The organism is Acidimicrobiia bacterium (genome assembly GCA_041394025.1).
Taxonomy (GTDB): Bacteria; Actinomycetota; Acidimicrobiia; order IMCC26256; family JAOSJL01; genus JAOSJL01.
Window position 1 is genome coordinate 377,680 of sequence record JAWKJA010000003.1, and the last position, 23,533, is coordinate 401,212.

General features: G+C 70.5%; 21 protein-coding genes. 9 read left to right on the forward strand and 12 right to left on the reverse strand.

Features of this window, described 5'->3' with window-relative positions; genetic code table 11:
- The first annotated feature begins 1 nt into the window (after position 1).
- Together R3A49_09135 and R3A49_09140 are read left to right on the forward strand one after the other, a co-directional pair.
- A complete protein-coding gene (locus R3A49_09135; protein MEZ5170894.1) occupies positions 2-610 on the forward strand; it encodes a class I SAM-dependent methyltransferase in 609 nt (202 codons plus the stop codon).
- Between the two features lie 12 nt (positions 611-622).
- On the forward strand, positions 623-2,068 hold the full coding sequence (locus R3A49_09140) for a hypothetical protein (protein ID MEZ5170895.1): 1,446 nt from the start codon (positions 623-625) through the stop codon (positions 2,066-2,068).
- 39 nt (positions 2,069-2,107) lie between these two features.
- On the opposite strand, the gene R3A49_09145 is transcribed toward R3A49_09140, so the two are convergent.
- The 5 genes from R3A49_09145 to R3A49_09165 all read right to left on the reverse strand — a co-directional run bounded on the left by R3A49_09145 (position 2,108) and on the right by R3A49_09165 (position 10,290).
- Positions 2,108-3,427 (reverse strand): acyl-CoA dehydrogenase family protein, encoded by a 1,320-nt coding sequence (locus tag R3A49_09145; protein ID MEZ5170896.1) that lies wholly within the window; start codon positions 3,425-3,427, stop codon positions 2,108-2,110.
- Positions 3,427-4,629: an acyl-CoA dehydrogenase family protein gene (locus R3A49_09150; GenBank protein MEZ5170897.1), complete on the reverse strand. Its 1,203-nt coding sequence runs from the start codon at positions 4,627-4,629 to the stop codon at positions 3,427-3,429. Before R3A49_09150 ends, R3A49_09145 begins: the two co-directional genes overlap by 1 nt.
- A gap of 6 nt (positions 4,630-4,635) precedes the next feature.
- On the reverse strand, positions 4,636-5,622 hold the full coding sequence (locus tag R3A49_09155; protein ID MEZ5170898.1) for an acetoacetate decarboxylase family protein: 987 nt from the start codon (positions 5,620-5,622) through the stop codon (positions 4,636-4,638).
- A 140-nt stretch (positions 5,623-5,762) separates the two neighbouring features.
- On the reverse strand, positions 5,763-8,471 hold the full coding sequence (locus tag R3A49_09160) for a toll/interleukin-1 receptor domain-containing protein (GenBank protein MEZ5170899.1): 2,709 nt from the start codon (positions 8,469-8,471) through the stop codon (positions 5,763-5,765).
- A gap of 100 nt (positions 8,472-8,571) precedes the next feature.
- Positions 8,572-10,290, reverse strand: coding sequence for an N-acetylmuramoyl-L-alanine amidase (locus tag R3A49_09165; protein ID MEZ5170900.1), 1,719 nt, complete (start codon positions 10,288-10,290; stop codon positions 8,572-8,574).
- Between the two features lie 239 nt (positions 10,291-10,529).
- Here R3A49_09165 and R3A49_09170 point away from each other — a divergent pair, with 239 nt between their 5' ends.
- The 4 genes from R3A49_09170 to R3A49_09185 are packed head-to-tail and all read left to right on the forward strand — an operon-like array spanning position 10,530 to position 14,739.
- On the forward strand, positions 10,530-11,630 hold the full coding sequence (locus R3A49_09170; GenBank protein ID MEZ5170901.1) for a glycosyltransferase family 1 protein: 1,101 nt from the start codon (positions 10,530-10,532) through the stop codon (positions 11,628-11,630).
- Positions 11,627-12,706, forward strand: coding sequence for a glycosyltransferase family 1 protein (locus tag R3A49_09175; protein ID MEZ5170902.1), 1,080 nt, complete (start codon positions 11,627-11,629; stop codon positions 12,704-12,706). Before R3A49_09170 ends, R3A49_09175 begins: the two co-directional genes overlap by 4 nt.
- 9 nt (positions 12,707-12,715) lie before the next feature.
- Entirely contained in the window at positions 12,716-13,846 is a 1,131-nt protein-coding gene (locus tag R3A49_09180) for a glycosyltransferase family 1 protein (GenBank protein ID MEZ5170903.1), read from the forward strand.
- Positions 13,843-14,739 (forward strand): GDP-mannose 4,6-dehydratase, encoded by an 897-nt coding sequence (locus R3A49_09185; GenBank protein ID MEZ5170904.1) that lies wholly within the window; start codon positions 13,843-13,845, stop codon positions 14,737-14,739. The genes R3A49_09180 and R3A49_09185 overlap by 4 nt, the downstream gene beginning before the upstream one ends.
- Here R3A49_09185 and R3A49_09190 read toward each other — a convergent pair.
- Positions 14,726-15,796, reverse strand: coding sequence for a glucose-1-phosphate thymidylyltransferase (locus tag R3A49_09190; protein MEZ5170905.1), 1,071 nt, complete (start codon positions 15,794-15,796; stop codon positions 14,726-14,728). The genes R3A49_09185 and R3A49_09190 overlap by 14 nt on opposite strands.
- Positions 15,797-15,959: 163 nt before the next feature.
- Between R3A49_09190 and R3A49_09195 the strand changes: the two genes are divergently transcribed.
- Positions 15,960-16,250: a hypothetical protein gene (locus tag R3A49_09195; protein MEZ5170906.1), complete on the forward strand. Its 291-nt coding sequence runs from the start codon at positions 15,960-15,962 to the stop codon at positions 16,248-16,250.
- A gap of 137 nt (positions 16,251-16,387) precedes the next feature.
- On the opposite strand, the gene R3A49_09200 is transcribed toward R3A49_09195, so the two are convergent.
- Entirely contained in the window at positions 16,388-17,173 is a 786-nt protein-coding gene (locus R3A49_09200; GenBank protein ID MEZ5170907.1) for an alpha/beta fold hydrolase, read from the reverse strand.
- Between the two features lie 24 nt (positions 17,174-17,197).
- Between R3A49_09200 and R3A49_09205 the strand changes: the two genes are divergently transcribed.
- Positions 17,198-17,794 carry a DUF1802 family protein gene (locus tag R3A49_09205; protein MEZ5170908.1) on the forward strand — a complete coding sequence of 199 codons (597 nt, stop codon included), beginning with the start codon at positions 17,198-17,200 and terminating at the stop codon, positions 17,792-17,794.
- A 3-nt stretch (positions 17,795-17,797) separates the two neighbouring features.
- Here R3A49_09205 and R3A49_09210 read toward each other — a convergent pair whose 3' ends face one another.
- The 4 genes from R3A49_09210 to R3A49_09225 form a co-directional block, all read right to left on the reverse strand.
- Entirely contained in the window at positions 17,798-18,019 is a 222-nt protein-coding gene (locus R3A49_09210; protein MEZ5170909.1) for a hypothetical protein, read from the reverse strand.
- Positions 18,020-18,380: 361 nt separating this feature from the next.
- Positions 18,381-18,848 carry a hypothetical protein gene (locus tag R3A49_09215; GenBank protein ID MEZ5170910.1) on the reverse strand — a complete coding sequence of 156 codons (468 nt, stop codon included), beginning with the start codon at positions 18,846-18,848 and terminating at the stop codon, positions 18,381-18,383.
- Positions 18,849-18,889: 41 nt separating this feature from the next.
- Positions 18,890-20,020, reverse strand: coding sequence for an acyl-CoA dehydrogenase family protein (locus R3A49_09220; protein ID MEZ5170911.1), 1,131 nt, complete (start codon positions 20,018-20,020; stop codon positions 18,890-18,892).
- A gap of 138 nt (positions 20,021-20,158) precedes the next feature.
- Complete coding sequence (locus R3A49_09225; GenBank protein ID MEZ5170912.1) at positions 20,159-21,748, reverse strand: EAL domain-containing protein; 1,590 nt, start codon at positions 21,746-21,748, stop codon at positions 20,159-20,161.
- Positions 21,749-21,810: 62 nt separating this feature from the next.
- On the opposite strand from R3A49_09225, the gene R3A49_09230 reads away from it, so the two are divergent.
- Entirely contained in the window at positions 21,811-22,419 is a 609-nt protein-coding gene (locus R3A49_09230) for an MBL fold metallo-hydrolase (GenBank protein ID MEZ5170913.1), read from the forward strand.
- Positions 22,420-22,511: 92 nt separating this feature from the next.
- On the opposite strand, the gene R3A49_09235 is transcribed toward R3A49_09230, so the two are convergent.
- The gene (locus R3A49_09235; protein MEZ5170914.1) at positions 22,512-23,495 is read right to left on the reverse strand and encodes an ABC transporter substrate-binding protein; all 984 of its coding nucleotides are present in this window, start codon (positions 23,493-23,495) and stop codon (positions 22,512-22,514) included.
- Positions 23,496-23,533: the final 38 nt, after the last annotated feature.

Consider the following 23,533-nt stretch of genomic DNA (forward strand, 5'->3'; position numbering starts at 1 on the left):
CGTGACCGCTCCAACCACCGGTGCGCCCACCGGGAACACCTACGACAAGTACACGTCGGGAAACCGCGTGGAGCGGCGCCTGATGGCCGGGTTCTTCCGGGCGCTGGACGCGGCGTTGCCCGCCGCCCCGCCGGAGCGGATCCTCGAGGTCGGTGCCGGAGAGGGCGAGATCGCACAGAGGGTCTCCGACCGCTACCCGCACGCCGGCATCACGGTCCTCGACCTCCCCGATCCCGAACTGGCCGGGGAGTGGGGAACGCTCGAGGTCGCGGGAACGCACGGTGACGCCGGTCGGCTCCCGTTCCCGGAGCGCACCTTCGATCTCGTGTTGGCCATCGAGGTTCTCGAGCACGTTCCCGACCCGTCAAGCGCGCTGCGGGAGATCGCGCGCGTCGCCCGCTCGTCGGTTGTGGTGTCGGTCCCCCGCGAGCCGGTCTGGCGGGCCGCCAACATGGCTCGGGGAAGGTACTGGGGCGCCCTCGGCAACACGCCGGGGCACGTCAACCACTGGAGCGCCCGCGGCTTCCGGCACTTCGTGGCGTCGGAACTCACCGTCACGGCCACACACCACCCGTTCCCCTGGACAGTCGTGGCGGCCCACCGTGAGTAGGGTCTGAGCGCGATGGGCCCCCCTGAGAAGCAGCCGTCCGAGCCCGCCGGCGACCAGGCCGCAGAGCGCGCGGTGCCGCCCGACATGACAGCGACCGACACCCCTACGTCGGATCCGGCTCCGGACATCCCCGAGGTCGAGAAGAAGGCCGAGGCGAGGATCGGGTTGCCCGAGGGCACCCTCACGGTCGGCGGCGGGCTCATCACCGCGGGCCTCGCCGCCTACGGCTTCATCGTCGTGTCGGCCCGTGCGCTGGGCACCGAGGAGACCGGTGGCCTCTCGGGACTGTGGGCCCTCATCTTCATCCTCGGCCCCGGCTTCTTCCTGCCGCTGGAACAGGAGGTCGCCCGCGCCCTGGCGGATCGGCGCGCACGGGGGCTCGGTGGGGGGCCGCTCGTCAAGCGGGCCGTCGCCCTGGGTTCGGTCGTCGCGGGCACGCTGGCCGTGGCCGCCCTGGTCTTCTCCACCCTGCTGCTCCACAGCCTCCTCGACGGCAGCGTGATGCTGCTCGTCGGTCTGATCATCGGGATCTTCGCGTTCTACGCCCAGCACCTGACCCGCGGGACCCTCTCGGGCAACGGCCGCTTCGGTGCCTACGGTCTCCTCCTGGGCTCAGAGGGGGTCCTGCGCCTCCTCGGGTGCATCGCGCTCGCCGTCATCGGTGTCGGCTTCGCCGGCCCCTACGGCCTCGTCCTCGGCCTTGCCCCCGCCGCCGCCACGCTGCTCGCCCTGCGCGGCCAGCACGGGCTCGTCACCGACGGACCCGAAGCACCGTGGTCGGAGCTGAGCACCCACCTGGGCTGGCTCCTGTGCGGTTCCGTCCTCGCCCAGACCCTCGCCTACGCCGCCATCGTGGCCGTCAACCTCCTCGCCACCGACGCCGAGGCCGACGCCGCGGGGCAGTTCTTCACCGCGTCACTCGTCACCCGTATCCCTATCCTCCTCTTCCAGGCCGTGCAGGCGGCACTCCTTCCGAAACTCGCCGGGCTGGCCGGTGCCGGGAAGCACGTCGAGTTCAAGGCAGGGTTGCGCCAGCTCCTCTTGTTGGTCGTGGGGGTCACGGTGCTCGGCGTCGGAGCGTCGTACGCCATAGGCCCCTGGGCGGTGGGTGTCCTGTTCGGTGAGGAGTTCGCCGAGACGCTCGGCCGCTCCGACCTGGCGCTCCTGGCGCTCGGCAGCTGCCTGTTCATAGCCGCCATGACGCTGGCGCAGGCGCTCATCGCCCTCGTGCGCCACAGCCACGCCGCCTACGGGTGGATGGCCGGCGTGGTGGTGTTCGTCATCGTGACGGCACTTGTGGACGGCCTGTTCCTCCGGGCCGAGCTCGGTTTCGTGTGCGGTGCCGCCGTGGCCGTGGCGGTGATGGGCGCCTTCGTGATCGCCCGGCTGCGCTCCTACGCCCCGAAGAGCTCCCGGGCCCTCGTCGAAGTCCTCGAGCACGAACCCTTGGAGCTCTGACCCCACCCCAGTGCGTCACCGAGGTCCGCCATGCGGACCTCAGTGACGCACTGGGGCGAGGTCGGTGTCCTCGAAGGCCTCGAGCACGGCGAGGCGGTTGATCTGGTTGGTTCCCTCGTAGATCTGGTTCAGCCGGGCGTCGCGCATGGCCTTCTCCACCCGGTTGTGCGACAGGGTCCCGTGATCGGCGAGAAGCTCCATCGCCCGAGTGGCGATGGAGAAGGCCATGTCGCCGCACTGGGCCTTGGCGGCGCTCGACACGCCCTGGTTCGACGGGCTGTGGCGGGCCGACTGCCAGACCATCGAGCGCATGGCGCTGACGTCGAGCCACATGTCGGCAATCGCCAGCTGGACCTCCTGGTACGAGAGTGCGGGTCGACCGGCGAGCGAGGTGCGTCGCGTGAAGTCGATGGCGGCCTCCAGCGCGTTCTGGGCTATCCCGAGGGCGATCGCCGCGACCGGGACACGTGAGTAGTTGAGGACGTTGCGGTTCAACGCCCATCCGGAGAACTCCGGGCCGACACGGTTCCGCTCGGGGACGAACACGTTGTCGAAGAAGAGCTCGGTGGCGTCGCCGGCCCGTTGACCCAGCTTGTGCTCGCTGCGACCCGACCGGAAGCCCGGCGTCCCGCGCTCCACGACGAAACAGGTCCAGTGCTCGTCGATCCGGCCCTTCGTGCCATTGCCGGGATCGAGGGTGGCGAACACCGTGACCAGGTCCGCATGCTTCCCTCCGGAGATGAAGACCTTCTGGCCGTCGAGGACGTAGCCACCGGCGCGACGCCGCGCGGTCGTGCCGAAGCGGGCCGACGTCGCGCCCACGGTGTCCTCGGCGTCGGAGCCCGCGGCCGGCTCGGTGATCGCGAAGGCCGCCAGGCGTGCGTTCCCCGACCGGTTCGCCCGGCACAGGGGAACGAGCCAGCGACTGACGCTGCGCGGGTCCCCACAGAGCATCAGCGGCGCGGCACCCAGGTCGTGGGCGAGAATCGACAGGCCAAGACCGGCGCACGCGGCGGCGAACTCCTCGGCCTTCAGGACCGTGTGGAACATCGTGCCGTGGCGAAGTGCCCGCACCGGCATCGTGCCCACGGGTGGGGGCAGCTGTTCGGACTGGAAACCCTCCCTCGCCGATGCGTCGAGGAGCGGTCGGGGGTCGTAGCTCCCGGGATCGGCGTCGACGGACAACGAGAGAGGCGTCAGGTGGCGGCGGGCGAAAGCCCTGTATGCACGACGACGACCGCGGAGGACCCGCGGCAGGGTCGCGGTGTCGCGTTCCCACAGGTGTCGCGCCGATGTGTCGTAGAGCCACCGCCCGACCGGCGAGAGACGGTCCACCGACCGCTGGAGCACGGCGTCCACTACGCAGTGGTCTCCTGCGCGAGTCCCTGGCGGAGGAGGAGTACCTGCTCGCGCCCGCCGTGGCGGACCCGGAGCGCGCTCACGTCGCGTAGGCGCTTCGAAAGGCCGTAGTCGTCGAGATACCCGTAGCCACCCAGTGCCTGCACACTGTTGGTGACGGCCCGGTGGGCGTGCTCACCGACAGCCAACCGGCAGTCGATCGCCCAGCGCAGGAGATCCGGGGCGTCCATCGACTCCAGGGGCTCGTCGGCAAGGCGGCCCACCAGCGCCTCCATCGTCGCGACGTCGTGGTCGGCTTCGGCGAGGAGGAGCCGAACAGCGGCGTGGCGGGCGATCACGTGGCCGCCCTGGTAGCGACCCTGCGCGTAGTCGCCTGCCTCGCGCCGCGCGCGGCGGCTCGTCCCGAGGGCCAGCGCCGCGTTCCCGAGCCAGTCGCACGCCACGACTCGCGTCACGACGCTCTCGGCCGCCGGGCCCGACGCCACCACCGAGGCCTCGTCGACGACGGCACCGTCGAACTCCACCTGGAACTGCGACAACGCCCGCAGCCCGACACGCGCTCCCACGTCGACGATCCGGACCCCGGGTGCCTCCGTGGGGACGGCCGCCACGACCCAGCCCCGGTGATCCGCGTCGCGGCCGCCGGCGGTGTCGGACCGGGCGAACACGACCAGGCGCTCCGGGGCCGATGCCGACCACACGAATGGAGACGCCCCGACGAGGCGACGAGTCGCGGTGTCGATGTGCACGCCGTCGCCCGACGTCCGGTTGTCGAGTGCCACACCGTACGGCGGCACGAATACGGCGGCGACGGTGTCGTGCGATCCCACCGGCTCCGCGTCGGCAGAACCCGGACCGGGTGGCTTCCACCCGTCGAGCGCCAGGCACCCGATCCCCTGCGCGTGGACACAGGCCCCGATCCCGGCGCATGCCTCCGCCAGGCCGGCGAGGATCTCCAGCGACAACCGGCACCCGTCGGTGAGGACGTGGCGGCCCCACACGCCGTAGTCATGGCGGGTGCAGCCCGGCGACGGTGAGGCCGTGAGCTCCATGCCGGCCGACTCCCCGAGCAGGCCGGCGACGGCGCCGAGGTCGCCGTCGGGCGTCGCGTCGTGCCCCGGCGGGAAGAGGGTCGCGGTCACGTGGTCGCCGAACCGGCCCAGGTTCTCCCGGAGCAGGTCCAGGTCGTCGGATGAGATCACGGTGGGCTACCCCGTGGTGGACGATCGGCCGGCCGACGCCTCCGTGACGACACGCTCGATACCGTCTGCGTAGCGGACCGTGTGACGCCCCGACTCGACCGACGCTCCCTGGAATCCGTCGTAGGCCCGGTCCGTCGCGCCGATCACCTCGCCGCGGGGCAGGATCGCCGCGTGCGACACGTAGCTCTTCGTGGCGACGGGTTCCGACGAGAGGTCGAGATCCTTCAGCTCCTTGGCCACCGGGTGGTCCCCCAACTCGAGGCGCCCGAACGAACCGCCGAGGCCGACGTGGTAGGCGCTGCGAAGGGCGATCTCGGTACGAACGAGTGCGCCGTCGCTCTCCGAGAAGGTCACGAGGGGCTTCCGGTCCTGGAGGAGCCGTCCGCGTCGTTGGACCGAGAACGAGAGGATGTCCTCGCCGGCCTCGCTCAGATCCACGGAGTGGGTCTCGGGACGGAAGTCGAACGCCATGTCGGCCACGAACTTGGGGTAGCCCCACAACTCGCGGCCGGCGTCGCGGGCGATGCGGGTCGTCACCGGGAGGTGGAGCACGAAAGCACCGAATCCCGGGTGGCCCGACTCCCGCAGCAGCGGCACGACCGGGGGCGCCCCCGTGTCGAGCGTGCACAGGGCAGCGATGCCGATCTCTCCGTAGGGCCCGACGCCGGTCTCGATGTAGTTGTACGACACGACCGCGACCGCCGCCCGGCCGCCGCGGAGAAGAACGGGGTGCAGGCGATCAGAGGGGAGAAGAGCCCGCGTGGCCTCGGCGTCGGCGGAGAACACACCGAACGAGCAGTCGGTGCGGTGGTAGAGGATCGGCAGGTCGATCTCGGCGGATCCGACGTCGACGCGTTCCGGCTTCGCGGTGGCGTCACCGAAGAAACCGCCGTCGTTGTCGTCGGTGGTGCGCGAGCGCACCAGGCGGGTGAGGCCGTAGCCCACGGCGGCTCCACCGGCGGCCAGGGCGAGGGTCTTGCGAACACATCCCATGGAGGATCCTTCTGACCTGGGGCACGACGCTGAGGTGCGGGTGCCCGGTGGACGACCGTCCCCCTCAGGATGTCAGGGCGGCGTCGCGTCCTGCCAGGGTCCTTCGACCCCCGTCGCCGGGCGGCGCACACTCCCCGATGTCAGGGGAGGCACGCTCCCTCGCCGGGCCCCACCCACTGCGGCGAGGTGCCGGCCGGGCAGTCGTTCGGGTCGAGGGTGAAGGTCATGCACTCGAAGTATCCGGGGTCGCCGTACTCGCCGCACACGGAGGCCCGGTCCTGTGTCATCGCCTCACCACCCTCGGACCCGCCGTCACCGCCTGCGAAGTCCCGGCAGGCCGTTTCGTCGAGTGTGCCGTCGGGGCTCTGGAAGCCGGGAGGCGTGGGGCCTTCGTAGGCGAACGTCAGGAACTGGTCGCAGGCCGAGACGTCGGCGGTCCACACGCCGTCGGTCTCGGTGGCGTACAGGGTCACCGCGTCCTCGCCGTAGGTGCTGACGAACGAGACGTGCACGTGCGCTCCACCACCGGGTGCGTCGTTGACGGCGCCGATGCAGACGTCAGAGGGGCCGGCGTTGGTGGCGGCGTCGGGTGCCTCGAACACCGCGTCACACGCACCGACGTCGACGAGGTCCATCTCCTCGATCCACGCCCGGGCAGCCTCCTCGGGGCTTGCCGAACCGACCGGCTCGGCGGGGGCCTGTCGTGCGGAGCCGGCCGGCACCTCGGCGGCCTCGAACGGGGCGATCTCGAGCACCTCGGTACCGACGCCGGCGTAGGCGTCGCCTCCCCCCGCCGTGAGGGCCGCGGGCGGAGACCCGGGTGTGACGGCCTCGACCGTCCCCGCCGCCGGGACGATCCGGACCACCGAGCCACCGACGAGGTCTGCTCCCCACACGATCTCTCCGTCGGACGCCAGCTCCGACACGGGATTCTCGAGTGGCACCGGCTCACCGACCGGGCCGCTCTCACCGACGAGCACGACACTCCCCGACCCCGCCAGCAGGCCGCGCTCGGCCTCCGACTGGGGATCCGGGTTCTCCTCACCGAGGCCGACCCACGCGTCGCCGCTGGACGCGGCCGCGACCGCCGACACGGCGCTACCCACCGGGACGGGCTCGGCGGAGCCGTCGGCGGTGTCGACCCGCACGAGCTGGCCGGCGGTGCCCGACGCGTCGGTTCCACCCGTCCACAGGATCGAGCCCGACGCCGCCAGGTCGGTGTAGGAGCCCTCGGGGAGCTCGATCGTCTCGGCCACCGCTCCGGCATCCGCGTCGATCCGCATCAACGACGTCGCCCAACGGACCCAGACGTCTCCGTTGTCGGTCACGACGATGTGTGCCTCTCCCGGGACGCCGACGCTCGCCTCCTGCGCCACCTCCACCGAGGCCGTCGTCTCGCCGGTGTCGGCGTCGAGGCGCAGGGCCGTGAGCCGCCCGCTGATCCCCTTGGGGAAGTCGACGGGCTCCAGGAGCGTCAACGCCCAGAGCTGACCGTCGCCGGAGGCCAGATCGACGAGAGCGCCGTCGACGGGCACCGGGGAACCGACCTCACCCGACTCCGGCTCCGTACGAACGACGCTGCTCGACGCGGTCGCACCGCCGCTCTCGGCATAGACGCTGCTCCACAGGATCCCGTCGTCGAGCGTGGCGCCGCTCACGCCGCCGCCGACGTCGACGGCTCCGAGGATCTCCGGAGGCCCCGTGAGATTCGCCACCTCGAACGACTGAACCGGGCTGTCGGCGGCGATCACGACGATCGACAGCGCGGGGTCGTAGCCGGGCCAGGCGGTCCCGGCGTACGTCACGTCCCCCCGGATGTCGTCGGGTGATGTGAGCGGGTTCCCGCAGTTGCACTTCACCCTCGGCACACCGAGGTCGTCGACCAGGACAGCGGTACCCGTCTGGAGAACCGCCTGGAACGACGTGGCCGACCCCGACTCGAAGCCGTGATTCGTGACCCGCACGTCCTCGCGGAGGACCAGCGGGGTCAGCCCGGCGACGTAATCGCCGATCCCGTCGGGCTCGATACCGAGGACCCCGGCGAACGCCGATGCCTTCTCGGCCTCGTCGTCGAGGAAGGCCACGAGCTGCGCCGAGTCGCACACGGCGAGCTCGTTGCTCCCTCCGTAGAGACCCGGGTCGGAGCCCGTCGCCGAGGTGAGCTCGGCCGAACCGGAGTCGTCACTCCCGGGTGGATCGGTGAGCTCACCACCGTCGGGCTCGAAGGCCGCGAAGCTCGATGTGAAGGGATCGTCGCCCTGTTCCGAGGCCGGCTCGAGGAACAGCTCGCCGGCCGACGCCGAGTCGTCCGACGACAGCAGGAGCCATCCTGCCACCGCCAGCACGAGAACGAGTGCGGCCGCCCCGCCTGCGATCAGCCCGGTCCTCTTCGAGTGCTTTGCCGGGGCGGCGACAGGCGGCGGCGGAATGTCGTCGCCTCCCTCCGTCTCGCCGAGAATCCGCCGGACGTCGGCAACGAGTGCCGGGAGCGCCTTGTCGATCGGTGCGTCGTGGGCCTCGAACCAGTGCGGTGTGCTGATGAAGTACTCGAGTGAGTCGCTGAGCGCGGTGTCCTCGATCCTCACGGGGAGGATGGGGATGTTGCGGTGGACCGCGCGCTCGAGCTCGCGCTCGATGTGCGGAGAGCGGTTGGCCGCATCCGAGGACACGAAGAGCATCATCTTCGCCGAGCGGATTCCGTTGACGATGCCCGAGGCGTACGGAAGGCCGGTCGGCACGTCGCGCGGCGCGATCCAGCAGCTCACACCTTCGGCTTCGAGGCCCGCCACGATGGCGTTGGCGGTGTCGGCGTCGTCCGACGAGTGGCAGATGAAGACGTCTCGGGCCATGTCGGCGGCACACTACACATCGCGGCTTCCGGGCGCTACGCCCGTTCTTGATGGGTCCGTGCGGTCCGCACGGCGCGCTCCAGGGACACATCAAACGGGTTCAGCCGGTGGCGCCGCTTCCGTCGTGCTTCAGGCCGAGGTAGTAGTGACCCGATTCGGAGTAGAAGAGCCCGCGCCACTGGTCGACGGGCTTCCATCCGAGGTTGCCGCCGGGCATGTTGCCGCGGGGGTGGATCCCGCCCCACGCGTCGAGTGATGCGTAACCACTCCCGTCGCCCTTCACGGTCAGGTCCTCCGCGAGGTCCCAACCCGGCCAGTAGTCGGCGCCGAAGTTCGACGCACCATTGCGCTGCCGGATGCCACCCAGGCCGTCGAGGATGTAGACACCGAAGTCGTCGTCGAACTCCACGTCCTTGGCGATGTCCCAGCCCGGCCAGTAGGAACCGGCCACCACCGGCGCGTTACCGCGCGGATGCAACCCACCCCATGCATCGAGCACGACCAGGCCCTTGCCGTTGGGTGTGATGGCGACGTCGCGCGCGATGTCCCAACCGTTCCAGTACGGGCCCCGGAGGTTCTTCATGGTTCCCTGATTGGCGGACCCGAACTTCCAGAGGCCGCCGTAGCCGTCGAGGACGATGTAGCCCTTGCCGTCGGGCATCACCGCGATGTCGCGGGCGATGTCCCAGTTGAAATCGTGCTCCCCGTAGTGAGGAGCGAACACGGCGTCGACGGTCCCGGTGCCGTCGAGTTGGTACCAGCCGCCACCCGGACGTTCCTCCAGGGCCTTGTAGCGCGGCGCGTAGACCGCCACGATGAACGCCACCTCGTTGCGCAACGCCGGCAACATTGCGTATGCCCGATTCCCGGGACACGCTGTCGAATAGACGTTGCGATGACCGATGATCGACGACGACTTCACCACGACGTCGTGGAGCCCCAGCTTCCACGCCAGGATCGAGCGGAGGCCCAGACGCGCTGCGCTCGAGACCGGGGTGCTGACGTGATTCCCGATGAGCGCGATGCCGGTCGAGCCGGTGTTGGAGCCCTCGGAGTGGGCGCCGATCACCGCCTTCGTGATCCCGCCGCCGCGGCCCTCCCACACGGTGCCCCACTTGTCGACGAGGAAGTTGTAACCGATGTCGCACCAGCCTCGATTGAAGTGGTACTGCTGGATGCCACGTAGCACCGCTGCGGTGTCGGAGTAGTTGTTGGTTCCGTCCGTGTGATGCACGATCGCCCGCGTGATCGTGCCGGCGATGCCGGAGCACCCGGCTCGTTGCGGTGCCGCTCCCCAGGACGCGCGGGAGCGGATCCCGGGCTGTGGCGGAACGGCGCCGGCACTACCCTCCGGCGCGGTCGCCTCGGGGGACTCGACATCGGTGAGCTCGACGCCGGTGACCGGCTCACCGGCGTCGTCGGCCAGGCGGACCCTCACCGCCGTGGCGTCCCCCAACCACACCGGCTCCGATACGTTGCTGTCACCCTGGAGCGTCTCCACGCGAGCGGCCTCGTCAGTTCCCGGATCCGGTCCACCGTCGAGCGGCCTCGTGACGAAGGCGGGCGTCCACTCGCCGCTCTCGTCGCGTGCCTCCACGGTGAAGCGGGCCCCGGGGTCACCCTCCCAGGTGATACCGACGAGGTCGGTGTCGGTCGTGACCTGCACCCCCCAGCCGGGCTCCACGACCTCGTCGGGAGCGTCGGTGAGCGGAACCTCCTCTGTCGTGGCCTCCGGCGTGGGGTCGCCGGGATCCTGCGCGACGTAGGGCGCGGTCGTGAACGCCATCACGAGAGCGGGAAGCAACCAGAGTCGACGCATCAGTCCGCCTTGGATCGTGGCCGGACAGATCTGTCGTCGGCTGCCGGCTCGGGTCGGGGCTCCGCCTCGGGGAAGTCTCGCGCGCCCGGGGCCTCTATCGACGCCATCGGCGCGGAACTGGAGGTCCGGCCGTGCGCCGTGTCCGGATTGCGTAGTTCTCGGGCCGGCGTGGCGGTTACTGTCACTGCGGCGCGGCCCCGTCCGGGACCGGCGCATCCCGCTCCCCTCCGGCAGGTCCCGTGCTCACGGTCGCCATCGACGGCACTGCGCTCCTCGGCGTCCGCACGGGCGTCGCGCGCTTCGTCCACGGGCTTCTCGATGCGTTGGCGGAGGGGCACACGCTCGACCTCACCGCCTACGCCGTCACACTGCGCGGGCGCCGGCGACTCGAGCAGATCCTGCCCCGGGGGGTCCGGGCGTCGACGTCACCACTGCCGGCGCGCCTCGTCCACCGGATGTGGCGGCACACCGGCCACCCGCGCATCGAGCGGTGGACGGAGCCCGTCGACGTCGTCCACGCCACCAACGTGATCGCTCCCCCCGTCCACCGACCGACCATCGTCACGGTCCACGACCTCACGGCGCTCCGGTACCCGGAGATGTGCACACCCGACACGCTGCGCTATCCCGACGCGATCCGCCGCGCGCTCGACGCGGGAGCACGCATCCACACGACGACCGACTTCATCGCACAGGAGGTCTCCGACACCTTCGGCGTTGTGTTCGACGAGATCGCCCGCATCGCCCCCGGGGTCGACGCGCACCACGAGGGTGACGCCGACGCGGGCCGGAAGCTCGCGGGGAGCACCCGCTACGTCCTCGCTCTCGGCACGGTCGAGCCGCGCAAGAACATGCCCGTGCTCGTGGAGGCGTTCGACGAGGTCGCCGCGTCCGATCCCGACGTCCACCTGGTCGTCGCCGGCCCCGACGGCTGGGGGGTCGCGGCGTTCGACGCTGCCCACGCGGCCTCCGCCGCGTCCGACCGAATCATCCGACTCGGATGGATCACCGACACCCAACGCCGCAACCTGCTCGCGGGCGCTCACGTCTTCGCCTACCCGTCGGTGTACGAGGGCTTCGGGTTCCCACCGCTCGAGGCCATGCAGTACGGCGTTCCCGTCGTCGCGGCCGACGCCGGGGCCCTCCCGGAGGTGCTCGGCGACGCAGCGCTCCTCGTTCCCGCCACGGATGCAGGCGCACTCGCCGATGCGCTCCGCCGCGTGCTCGGCGACGCCGACCTTCGTGACTCACTCGTGTCCGCGGGTCACGAGCGCGTCGCCCGCTACAGCTGGGCCACGGCAGCGGAGTCCTTCGCCGAGCTCTACGGGGAGATGGCGTGAGGATCGGACTGCACGTCGGCCAGCTCTGCCAACCCGTCCCCGGCGGGATCGGGCGCTACGTCGAGTGCCTGATCGACGCCCTGCCGACGGCCGGCGTCGGCGTCGTGCCGTTCGCCGCGGGTGCACCGCCTCGGCCACCGGAGGGCTTCGTCGATCTGGGACGGCCCACCGGCCGGTGGCGCTACGAGGCCTGGCACCGCCTCCGGCGCCCTGCCGTCTCGCTTCCGGGCGCGCCCGTCGATGTCGTCCACGCGCCCAGCCTCGCCGTTCCACCCGCCGAACCGCTCGTGGTCACGGTCCACGACCTGGCGTTCCGGGCGCTGCCCGACGCCTTCACGAAACAGGGTCGGCGTTTCCACGAACGAGGCCTCGCGCTGGCGCGCGCGGAAGCAGCCGCCGTGATCTCACCGTCGGAGTCCACACGCCGCTCGCTCATCGACGACGGCTTCACCGCCGATCGGATCCACGTGGCGCCGCACGGGGCCGACATCGTGGACGACGAACTCCCAGGTCCCGACGCCGTTGCCGAGGTCCGGAAGCGGGCGGGCATCGACGGGCCCTTCGTGCTCGCTGTCGGCACCGTGGAGCCCCGCAAGGGCTTCGAGGTCGCCGCCGCGGCCGTGCAGTCGCTCGCGGGCGCCACTCCCGTCGACCTCGTGATCGCCGGCCCCGACGGCTGGGGCGAACTGTCCGGCCTCGACGCTCCACGTGTCCGACGACTGGGCGCTGTGTCCCGCGACCGCCTCGACGCCCTCTACCGCAGCGCCTCGGCCACGCTCGTTCCGAGCACCTACGAGGGTTTCGGCTTTCCCGCCCTGGAGGCGATGGCCCGCGGGTGTCCGGTCATCGCCTCGGATGCGACGAGCCTGCCCGAGGTCGTCGGAGACGCCGGGATCCTCGTGGAGCCGGGTGACGTGCAGGGGTGGCGCGCCGCCATCGACGATGTCCTGTGCGATTCCGAGCGACGCGAGGAGCTCGCCGCGGCGGGACGGCGGCGTGCAGCCGAGTTCACCTGGGCGAGATCGGCAGCGGCCCACCTGCGCGCCTATGAGGCCGCGCGCGCGGCCCACTCGTAGACTCGCCGCGTGCGCGTCCTCCTCGACGTCTCCGCTGTACCCGAACGACCCGTCGGTGCGGGCGTCTACACGGTGAACCTGGCGAAGGCTCTCGATGAACGCAGCGACATCGACCTGACGCTGCTCACGCGACGAGCCGATGCATCCCGCTGGTCGACCATCGCCCCGGCGGCGCGCCTCGACGCCCGACTCCCGGCCGTGCGGCCATTGCGCCTCGCCGCCGAGCAGATGGTGCGGGCGGCCGACGAGGACGGCCTCGACGTGTGGCACGGCCCCCACTACACCATGCCGTGGTTCCGGAGCTCGCCGCCGGCGGTCGTCACGGTGCACGATCTCACGTTCTTCGACCACCCCGAGTGGCACGAACGCTCCAAGGTGGCCTTCTTCCGCCGGGCGATCCGGGCATCGGCCGAGCGCGCCCAGGTCGTCGTGACGCCGTCGGAGACGACGGCTCGACGCCTCCGCGACCTGGTCCACCCGTCGGCCGACGTCGTCACGATCCCGCACGGCGTCGACCACGACCGGTTCCACCCCGACCCCGCCGTCGAGGACGCCGACCTCGAGGTGCTTCGAGGAATCGGCGTGCACCCACCCTTCGTGGCCTTCGCCGGCACTCTCGAGCCCCGCAAGGACGTACCCACACTCGTGGACGCCTTCGCCCGGATCGCGCCCGGGCACCCCGATCTCCGTCTCGTCCTCGCCGGCGGTGACGGCTGGGGTGCGAACGCCGTACGCCGGGCCGTCGGGAGCAGCGGCTTCACCACGAGGATCGTCCGCCCCGGGTACGTCGACGACGCCGTGCTCCCGGCCCTCTACCGCCGCGCCGCCGCTGTCGCCTACCCGTCACTGGAGGAGGGCTTCGGCCTCCCCGTGCTCGAGGCGTTGGCGTGCGGCGCACCGACGGTCACCACGCGAGGGACCTCGATGGCCGACGTGGCGGGCGACGCCGCACTCCTCGTCGACCGGGGAGCAACCGACCGGCTGGCTGCGGCACTCGAGACGTGCCTCACCGACCGAGGCACCGAACAGGCCCTCCGGGAGCGTGGACCGCATGTCGCCGCCGCCCACACCTGGGCGGTGTCCACGGCTGCACACGTCGAGGCCTACAGCGCTGCCGCCGCCCGGGTGGGCTCGGCATGAAGGCCCTGGTCACCGGCGCGGGAGGTTTCGTCGGGCGCCACCTCGTCGACCACCTCCGGGCGCACGGTGACGACGTGGTCGGTGTCGACGTCGACTCCGGGGTCGACGTGACGGATCCCGACGCCGTGCACGCCGCCGTCGAGAACGGGGCACCCGACGCCATCTACCACCTCGCGGCCCTGAGCCACATCGGTGACTCGTGGTCGGCGCCCGCCGAGGTGCTGCGCGTGAACGCCGGGGGCACACTCACGGTCCTGCGCGCCGCCGTCGACCTCGGCGTCGAGAGGGTCCTCGTGGTCGCCAGCGCCGACGCCTACGGCGCCCACGACGGCCCGATCACCGAGGACTCACCGCTGCGGCCCCTCACGCCCTACGGCGCCAGCAAGGCGGCCGCCGACGTCCTCGCGCTCCAGGCGCACCTCGGCGACGGGCTCTCCACCCTGCGGGTGCGGGCGTTCAACCACACGGGGCCCGGCCAGCCCGACCGGTTCGTCGTGCCGGCCCTGGCCCGACGGATCGCCGAGGCGGAGAGGGCCGGCAGCGATCACCTGACGATCGGCAACCTCGATACCGTGCGCGACTTCCTCGATGTCCGCGACGTCGTGGCCGCCTACCGGCTCCTCGTCGAGACGGGTGATCCCGGCGGCGCCTACAACGTGTGCTCGGGCACGCCGGTGGCGATCCGGTCGGTGGCGGAGCGTCTGTGTGCGCTCGCCGCTGCGGATCTGGAACTCGTCGTCGATCCCGAGCTCGTGCGCCCCGTGGAGGTCCCGAGACTGGTGGGCGACCCCACGCGACTCGTCACCGACACGAGATTCGCCCCCGGGTTCTCGCTGGACGACACCCTGGAGGCCGTCCTCGCCGAGGCCCGGGCGGCAGTCACGCCTGGCTGACCGAGATCTCCGAGTGATCGCCGATGAGGAGCCGGTGGCCGCCGGGCATGGCACCGGCACGTTCCACGCGGGCATCACGGCCGATGAGGCTGTCACGGATCGGCCCGACGTCGCGGATCTCCACGCGGTCGAGCACGACCGACTGCTCGATGGCCGCTCGCTCGAGGAGACAGTCGGCGGCGATCGACGAGTACGGCCCGACGTAGGAGTCGACGAGCCGCGTGCCGGCGCCGATCACGGCCGGACCCCGCACCTCGCTGTTCACGACATCGGCTCCCGACTCGATCACGACACGCCCGCTCACACGCGATCCGGCGTCGACGGTGCCGTCGGAGCGGGCGTCGAGCGACTCCAGGACGATGCGGTTGGCCTCGAGCAGGTCCTGGAGCTTGCCGGTGTCGATCCAGGGCGTCTCGAGAGTGTGGGGCATCACGAGCTTCCCCGACTCGATGAGCCACTGGATCGCGTCGGTGATCTCGAGCTCGCCGCGCGAGGAAGGCTCGATGGCGCGGACCGCCTCGTGGATGTTCTCGTCGAAGAGGTAGAGGCCGACGAGCGCCAGCTGGCTCGGTGGGTCCTTCGGCTTCTCGACGAGGCGCACGAGGTGGCCGTCGCCGTCGAGCTCGGCGACACCGAAGTGCTCGGGCTCGTCGACCTCGGTGAGCAGGACGAGCGCGTTGGGTGCGGTGTCGATGAATTCCTGCACGAACGGTGTGATGCCACCCACGATGAGGTTGTCGCCGAGGTACATGACGAACGGCTCGTCGCCGAGGAAGTCGCGGGCGATGAGCACGGCGTGCGCGAGGCCCCGTGGCTCGTCCTGTGGGATGTATGTGACGCGGAGCCCGAACTCCTCACCGGTGCCGACGGCCTCTCGGATCGCCTCGTGTGTGGCACCCACGACGATGCCGACCTCCTCGATCCCGGCCGCGGCGATCGACTCGAGGCCGTAGAAGAGAATCGGCTTGTTCGCCAGCGGGACGAGCTGCTTGGCGTTGGTGTGCGTGATCGGGCGGAGCCGTGTGCCCGCCCCACCGGAGAGAACCAGGGCCTTCACGCCCGGGCACGCTACCGGACAGACACTCACGGCCCGAAGGCGACGCAGGATCTGTCGGACAGGTGGCGGGGGTAGCTGTCACACACCGGGCATACGGTGACCTCAGGCTCGGAGCCCGGCCTGTCTGGCTCCCTCACAGCAGCTGCACCGTCCGGCAGGAGCCATGACCATCGACGAGCACACGCGGCACCACGTGCACGAGATCGCACGCGAGCAGTGGGGAGAGCTCGCCGCAGATACGCTGATGGAGATGCTCCCCCCGCTCGGCTGGGCCGATGTGGCAACGAAGCGTGACCTGGAAGCACTCGAAGCGCGTATCGACTTCCGCTTCGACGCGCTCCGTCTCGAGCTTCGCGGCGAGATGCAGGATCTGAAGGCATCCATCTTCAAGTGGATGCTCCCGACCATGCTCACCGGTCTCGGGCTCGCCGCAATGATCGCTCGCGTTTCCTGACGCCGCCCCCCCACCTCCGCTTCCTCTGCACTTCCCCGACAACAACTCGTCGAGAGGAGAGGATGTGGAAACCGACGACGTCGCGCTCACCACTTGAGGCCACCTCCGCCCAGCGGACCTCAGTGACGCACTACCGGCTAGAGGCGTTCGAGCCAGCCGAGGAGGACGGCGACCGCGCGTGGGTCGTGGCGCAGCTGATGCCCGGCCTGATGCACGATGTGCAGCTCTGCGCGTGATCCCCCGGCCTGCGCCAGGGCCCGTGCGTCCTCGACGGGCGCCACGTCGTCGTCGGAGCCGTGCAGGACGAGAAGGGGGCGTTCACCCAACGCCTCCGCCGACACCACCGGGTCGAGCGACGCGGCGTCGTCGCACCACGCTCCCCTGTCCTCGGGGAAGTCGTCGGCACGAATGACTCCCACACGACGGGCATGCTCGAGGAACTCACCGGGATTCCGGCTCCACAGACCCCCGGTCGGGCACCCGAGGGTCGCCACGCCCGCCACACGGTCGTCGTCGACCGCATGGTCGAGGACCACCGCTCCACCGAGGCTCGATCCCACGCACGCCACGCGCCGCATGGCCGAGCGTTGGCACAGCTCGTCGACTGCTGCGCGCACGTCGGAGCGCCAGCCCGAGAAGGAGAATTCACCCTCCGAGGTCCCGGTGCCGCGGAAGTTGAACGTGAGGACCATCGAACCCGTGTGCGCAGCCATCCTGTCGGCGAACTCGGGATAGGTCGCCGCCGACAACGTGGCGCCACCGGGGCCCGCGGGAAAGCCGTGGCAGAGCACGATCGCTCCCCGGTGGTTCCCCCCGTTGGGGGCGGCGACGTGTGCGGCCAACCGGACGGGGTCGTCAGGCGACGCTCCGTCGGCGAAGAAGGCGGCAGCTTCCCCCCGTCGTGCCTCGATCCACTCGTCCATGAACCCCTCATTATCCTGGAACGGGTGACCGCCACCAGCACCCCCGCCTACAAGGAGTGGGCCGTCATCGTGTCGGCTCTCCTCGCCGGTGAGCAGATCGTCGACATCCGCAAGGGCGGGCTGCGCGAGGACGGCCGGCACTTCGACCTGCGCGCCAACCGCTTCTGGCTCTATCCGACGAGCGAGCACCAGAAGCCCGAGCTGCTCGAGCCCGCCTACCGACACCGCATCGATCTCTCGCCCGGATCACCGGCCGGGGAGCCGATCGTGGTGCCGGGGTGGGCCGACGTCGTGGCGACGGCGACGGTCACCGACCCTGCGGACCTCGAGGCACTCACGACGAAGCTCATCTGGACGCCCGACTACGCCGGGAGCAGGCTCCGCTGGAAGGCACGCGACCCGCTGTGGGTCCTCGCCCTGCGGGCCCACCGCCTGCACGAGCCCCTCGTGGTCGACTGGTCCGACGATTACGGAGGCTGCACGTCGTGGGTGGACCTCCCGGGCCTTCCCGCCGACCCGGAGACCCTGTCGTCGACACCGGCCCTCTCGGACGAGGCGTTCGAGGCACGCCTGAGCGGGACGCGAGAAGCGCTCCCGGCGCTGGAACCCGTCAGCGGCTGACCGTCAGGATCCCTCGGCGCGTGCCGCCGCGAGGGCGGCTGCGTCGGGGGTGTACCCGCGGTTGGATGCCTCCACGAGTGTGTCGGGGCCGAACGCCGCGAACTGCTCCGACTCCATGAGCTCGTCGATGGTCTCGTCGTCGGGTGGATTGTCGAGGTCGTAGACGACCTGCGTGCGCTTGTCGCCGAGAAAGCGGTAGTGCTCGAAACGAACGGGCCTGCTCACGGTGGGCCTCCCACGCCGTGCTCGGTGTGCCGCCGGCCACGATACCGCCGGATCCCGCGAACCGGGACCCGCGCGACAGAGGGAGGAACTTGGAGGCCCCTCCCTCTGTTCACTACTCACTGTTCACTACTCACTGGTCGGAACGGTTCCCGGTGTTCGTGCAGGCGGGACCGTGTCCTGCCCGGGAGACGTCGGTGCGGCGGTCGAACTCCGCCAGGCGGTCCAGCTCAACGGCCTAGCGGCCGCGCACCTCCAGGGTCCCAAGAACTCTCTCATGCATCTCTCGGACCACCTCCCCTCTCTGGTGCCTCCGTTTCTAACACGGGCGGCAAGTACCCCCGTGTCGATTTCGGCGTGCCCGTCAGACGTCGGAGGGCGGCGTGCCACCCCCCACGTCGGGACCGTCGTCGGCGCGGGGCCCGACGGCGCCGATGGCGCGCAGGTAGCCCAGTTGCGTGTCGACAACGGCGTGGACCTGCTCGGGTAGGAACTCCTCGCCGGCCTCGCGGCACCGGTCGAGGATGTAGTCGACGGTCTCCGAGCCGCCGACGATCACCGATCCGGGTGGGCTGCCCGACGAGCCGTTCCCCGACACGCCACGGCGCCGGAAGTACTCGATCTGGACGTCGAGGATCCGACGTACGTCGTCGGGGGTGAGGGTTCCCGCCACGTCGTCGGGGACGTGCGCCACGACCCAGTCGTAGGCCTCCTCGACGTTGAAGACCGGCGGCGGGGGCTCGGCGGCCATGTGCCGCGCCTCGCGCACGACGAAGACCGACGCGATGAGGAGAATGATCCCGACAGCCAGGGCCCCGACGACGATCGCCACGACGTGAACCTAACGGGGTCGCGACCCGACCGCGTGGTCGATCAGATCCCGATGCGCTGGGCCAGCAGCTCGCGGTGGTAGGTGGCGTCACCCAGTAGGATCTCCGACGACTTCGCACGCTTGAAGTAGAGGTGCGCGTCGTGCTCCCAGGTGAAGCCGATCCCGCCGTGGATCTGGATGTTTTCCGCCGCGGCGTGGAAGTAGGCGTCGGAGCAGTAGGCCTTCGCCAGGCTCGCGACGACAGGCAGCTCGTCGTTGTCCTCGGCGGCTGCCCAGGCGGCGTAGTACGCGGCCGACTTGCCCGACTCCACCTCGAGGAGCATGTCGGCACACTTGTGCTTGATGGCCTGGAAGGAGCCGATGGGCCGACCGAACTGCACGCGGTCCTTGGCGTACTGCACGGCCATGTCGAGCACGAACTGCGATCCACCGATCATCTCGTTCGACAGCGCAACGGCGGCCTGGTCGAGCGTCTTCGAGAGTGCGTCCCACCCGGCGCCCTCGGTGCCCAGGAGCGTGGCAGGGACCCCGGAGAACTCGAGCCTGGCCTGCTTGCGGGTCTGGTCCATGGTGGTGAGCGACTCACGGCTGAGCCCGGAGGCGTCACCGTCGACGGCGAAGAGCGAGATCCCGTCGGTGCCCTCGGAGCCCGGGGTGCGCGCGGCCACGACGAGGAGATTCGCCACGTGACCGTCGATGACGAAGTGCTTGGTGCCCGTGAGGGTGTGCCCGCCGTCGCCGGGTGTGGCCTCCATCTCGATGCCCGAGGCGTCCCACTTGCCGTTCGGCTCGGTGAAGGCCAGAGCGGCGATGGTGTCGCCCGAGGCAATGCCCGGGAGGTACTCGGCCTGCTGCTCGTCGGTGCCGGCGTTCATGATCGCGTTGGCGGCGAGCACGACCGTCGAGAGGTAGGGGGCGCACAGGAGCACCCGTCCCATCTCCTCGAGGACGATCCCGAGCTCCACGAAGGTGAAACCCTGGCCTCCGTGCGCCTCGGGGAGGTGAAGGCTCTGGAGCCCGAGCTCCTGGGCCATCTGCTTCCACACGGCCTCGTCGTAGCCCTCGTCGGTCTCCATGAGCCGGCGTACCTCCGCCGACGGCGACTTGTCCTCGAGGAAGCGCCGCACCGTCTGGCGCAGCTCCTCCTGCTCGTCCGAAAAGGCGAAGTTCACAGGTGTCTCCTCGTTGAATCGGTCCGCTGACTGTAGGGCGCGACCGTCTCGGCGGGCCAGTGCGACCCGGAGCGTGAACGGTAGTTCACACTCCGGGCACGGGCGAGTCGTCGGCGGCCCCGACGCATCGTCCGTGTCTCACGTTGGGCCCATCACGTGGGAGAGGTCCGACACGCGCTGGGGGCGCCCGAGTCGGAAGCCCTGGCCGAGCTCCACGCCTGCCTCGATGAGACGCCGGCGTTGCTCGTCGGTCTCGACGCCCTCGCCAACGACGACGGCGCCGACCGAACGGGCGAAGGCGGTCAGCGCCCGCACGAGAGCCAGCACCACGGCGTCGTCGGTCCTGTGCGTCAGGCTGATGTCGAGCTTGATGATGTCGGGAACGATCCCCACCAGGTGACGGAGGCCGGCATGACCGGCACCGGCGTCGTCGATCGAGATCCGCATCCCCCGCTCTCTCAGGTCGTCGACCGCACTCTTCAGAACGATGTAGTCATCGACCGCTTCGCGTTCTGTGATCTCCACGATGAGTCGACGGACGTCGACCGCCTCGAGGGCGGCGGTGAAACGGCGGTCGGCCAGTGTCACGGGCGACGCATTGACGGCGAGTGCCACGTGCTGCGGGAGCGCATCCAGATCCGCCATCGCCCGAAGGATCGACCGCATCTCGAGCTCCACGCCGCGACCACAGCGGTGCGCCTCGTCGAACCACTCATCGGGTGGACGATCGGGTGGGAGGTCGAAGCGCGACAACGCCTCGACGGCGTAGGTGTCACCGTTCGACAGATCGACGATCGGCTGGTAGGCGAGCCACGGAGTGTCGGTGTCGAAGACGCGATCCACGTCGGCTGCGGCGACCACGGGTCTGTCCTGCCGCCCACGGGCGGCAGGATCGACTCCCGGTGCCGTCTCGGTGTCGAGCTTCCTCCGCAGTTGCCGCTCGCCCACCCGCGCCGAGCGCGACATCGACAGCACAGCGGCGAGCATGCCGGCGGCCGGAACGACCACCACGGCCGCTGTGGCCAGTTGCGCGCCCCACCATGCGGCGGTCAAGTCCCCGTCGACGAACACCCACTCCACCGAGGCCCAGAGCCCGACGAGGAGCCCGATGCCGATCCACCACGCCACGGGTCGGATCACGGGGGGGCGCCGAACCGCCCAGGCGACGGTGGCGGCGGCGAAGAGGAGCACCGGGAGACCGAGGAGAACCCGCGCGAGAACGCTGAAGTCGCCGTCGGCGTCGACGAGGAGGTCCCCGCTGGGCACGACCAGGATCACGAGGAGGAACGCGGCGGTGAAACCGGCGCCGAGGGCCCGGCGGACGCCGGTCGCGTGGGGTACCAGCACGGCGAGAAGTGCAAAGAGCGGGAGAACCGTCCGCGCGCCGACGGCCACGAGCCCGTGGGCGGCGCGCGAGGAGCCGAGGAGGCCGCCTCCCTCCGCGTAGGCGGGAAAGGTCAGCGAGATCAGCGCGAGGGCCCCGGCGGCGACACCGAAACCCCATGCCATCCAGGCGAGGGCGTCGTTCTCGAACGTAGCGGCGAGCTCGGCGAGGGTCACCGCAGCCACGGCGGCCGCCACGACCATGGCCGAGGTGAGCGTCACCGAGACGGCAGTCTCGTCACCGAGGCGCTGCGCCTGCTGGATGCCGACGAGGCTGCAACCGACGACGAGCAGCCCCGTACCGACGAACGCCGCTCCGCCGACCGACGATCGTCTCCTCTGCACCGAGCCACCTTCCGGCTGGTCGTGGGCCGCACCGGATCCTATGCCGATACGCTGCAGACCGAATGAGACCCGCGCACTACGAGGACTCCACCGTCCGCGTCGACAAGCTCGTCGTCGGCCCCTTCGAGAACAACGTGTTCGTCGTAAGGTGTCGCCGAACCGGTGAAGCGGTGATCATCGACGCCGCCAACGAGCACGAGCTGCTCCTCGACGTGGCCCGTGCGACCGGCGTGCGCCGCGTGCTCACCACGCACGGGCACTGGGACCACATCCAGGCCGTGACGGCCATGCGCGACGCCGGCATCGACGTGGGCATCGCGCCCGACGACGCCGCGATGCTGCCCGCCTACGACTTCACGATCGACGACACCGACGAGATCGCGGTCGGTGACCTGCGCCTCACGACCCTGCACACGCCGGGCCACACCCCGGGATCCCTGTCCTTCCGTCTCGAGGAGACGCCTCTTGTCTTCTCGGGCGACACGCTGTTCCCCGGCGGGCCGGGAAGGACCGACCTCGAGGGTGGCGACTTCGACGAGATCATCACGTCGATCGACCGGCGGCTGTTCACCCTCGACCCGAACCTGCTGGTGCTGCCCGGCCACGGGCTCGACACCACGATCGGCACCGAGCGCCCCCACCTCCAGGAGTGGGTCGACCGGGGCTGGTAGCGCCGCTGTTCGCTACGGAACGCGCAACGGCCGGGGGCAAGCCCCCGGCCGTCACTCTTTCGCACCAGAACCGTGTCGGATGCTCCGATGGGTCAGATGAGCCCGTTGCGCTCGAGGAACGCCGTGGCGACCTCGGAGGGCTCCTTCTGCTCCTCCGCTACTTCTTCGTTCATCTGGTTGTACTCCTCGGTGGTGAGCGCCGCCGAGACCTCGTTGAGCCGCGTGTTCAGCTCGTCGGTGTCGACCTCCTGACGCACGAGGACCACCGGGTTGTCGGCGCCCTGGAGACCCTTGTCGTCCTCCAGGAGCACGACACCATCGGGGATGATGCTCGAGCCGGTGAACAGCACACCGACGTCGATCACGCCGTCGGTGAGGTTCTGCGCCGTGATCGGCCCGCCCACGTCGAGCTTCTCGACATTGGCGAACTCGATGCCGTAGACGCTCTCGAGCCCGAGAAGGCACGGCTCGCGCTCCTCACACTCGGGCGGTCCGCCCAGGGTGAGATCGCCCGACACCTCCGCCAGGTCGGAGAGCGTCTCGACGCCCAACTCCTTGGCGCGCTCCTCGGTCATGTAGAAGCCGTTCACGTCGACGGCGGGCGCCGGCTCGGTGACCACGACGTTGTCGGCCGCGGCCGCGTCGGCCAGCGCAGCGTTGGTCTCGTCGGCGTCCGATGTCGGCGTCCCCTCGAACGACGTGGCCAGCACCGTGCCCTGGAACTCGGGGTAGAGGTCGATCTCACCCGACGTGAGCGCCGGGTAGATGATCTCGGTACCGCCGAGGTTCTCCTGGTAGGTGATGTTGTAGCCGTCGGACTCGAGCGCCTGGCCGTACACCTGCCCGAGGATCAACGCACCGGTGAAGTCCTTCGACCCGATCGTGAGATCACCCATGGACTCGCTGCTGCCCGAGTCCCTGTTGGTGTCGTCACTGCTGCTGTCGTCGCTGTCGCACGCGGCGACGAGGAGAGCGATCGACATGGCCATCGCGCCGAGTGCGAGCCCACTGCGGCGGAGTCTCTGCTTCTTCCTGAACATCTGGCGCCCCTTTCCGGCCGGGCGCGCGACAGACACGTCACCCGATTCGAGTTGCCCCGCGATCGCGGGACTCC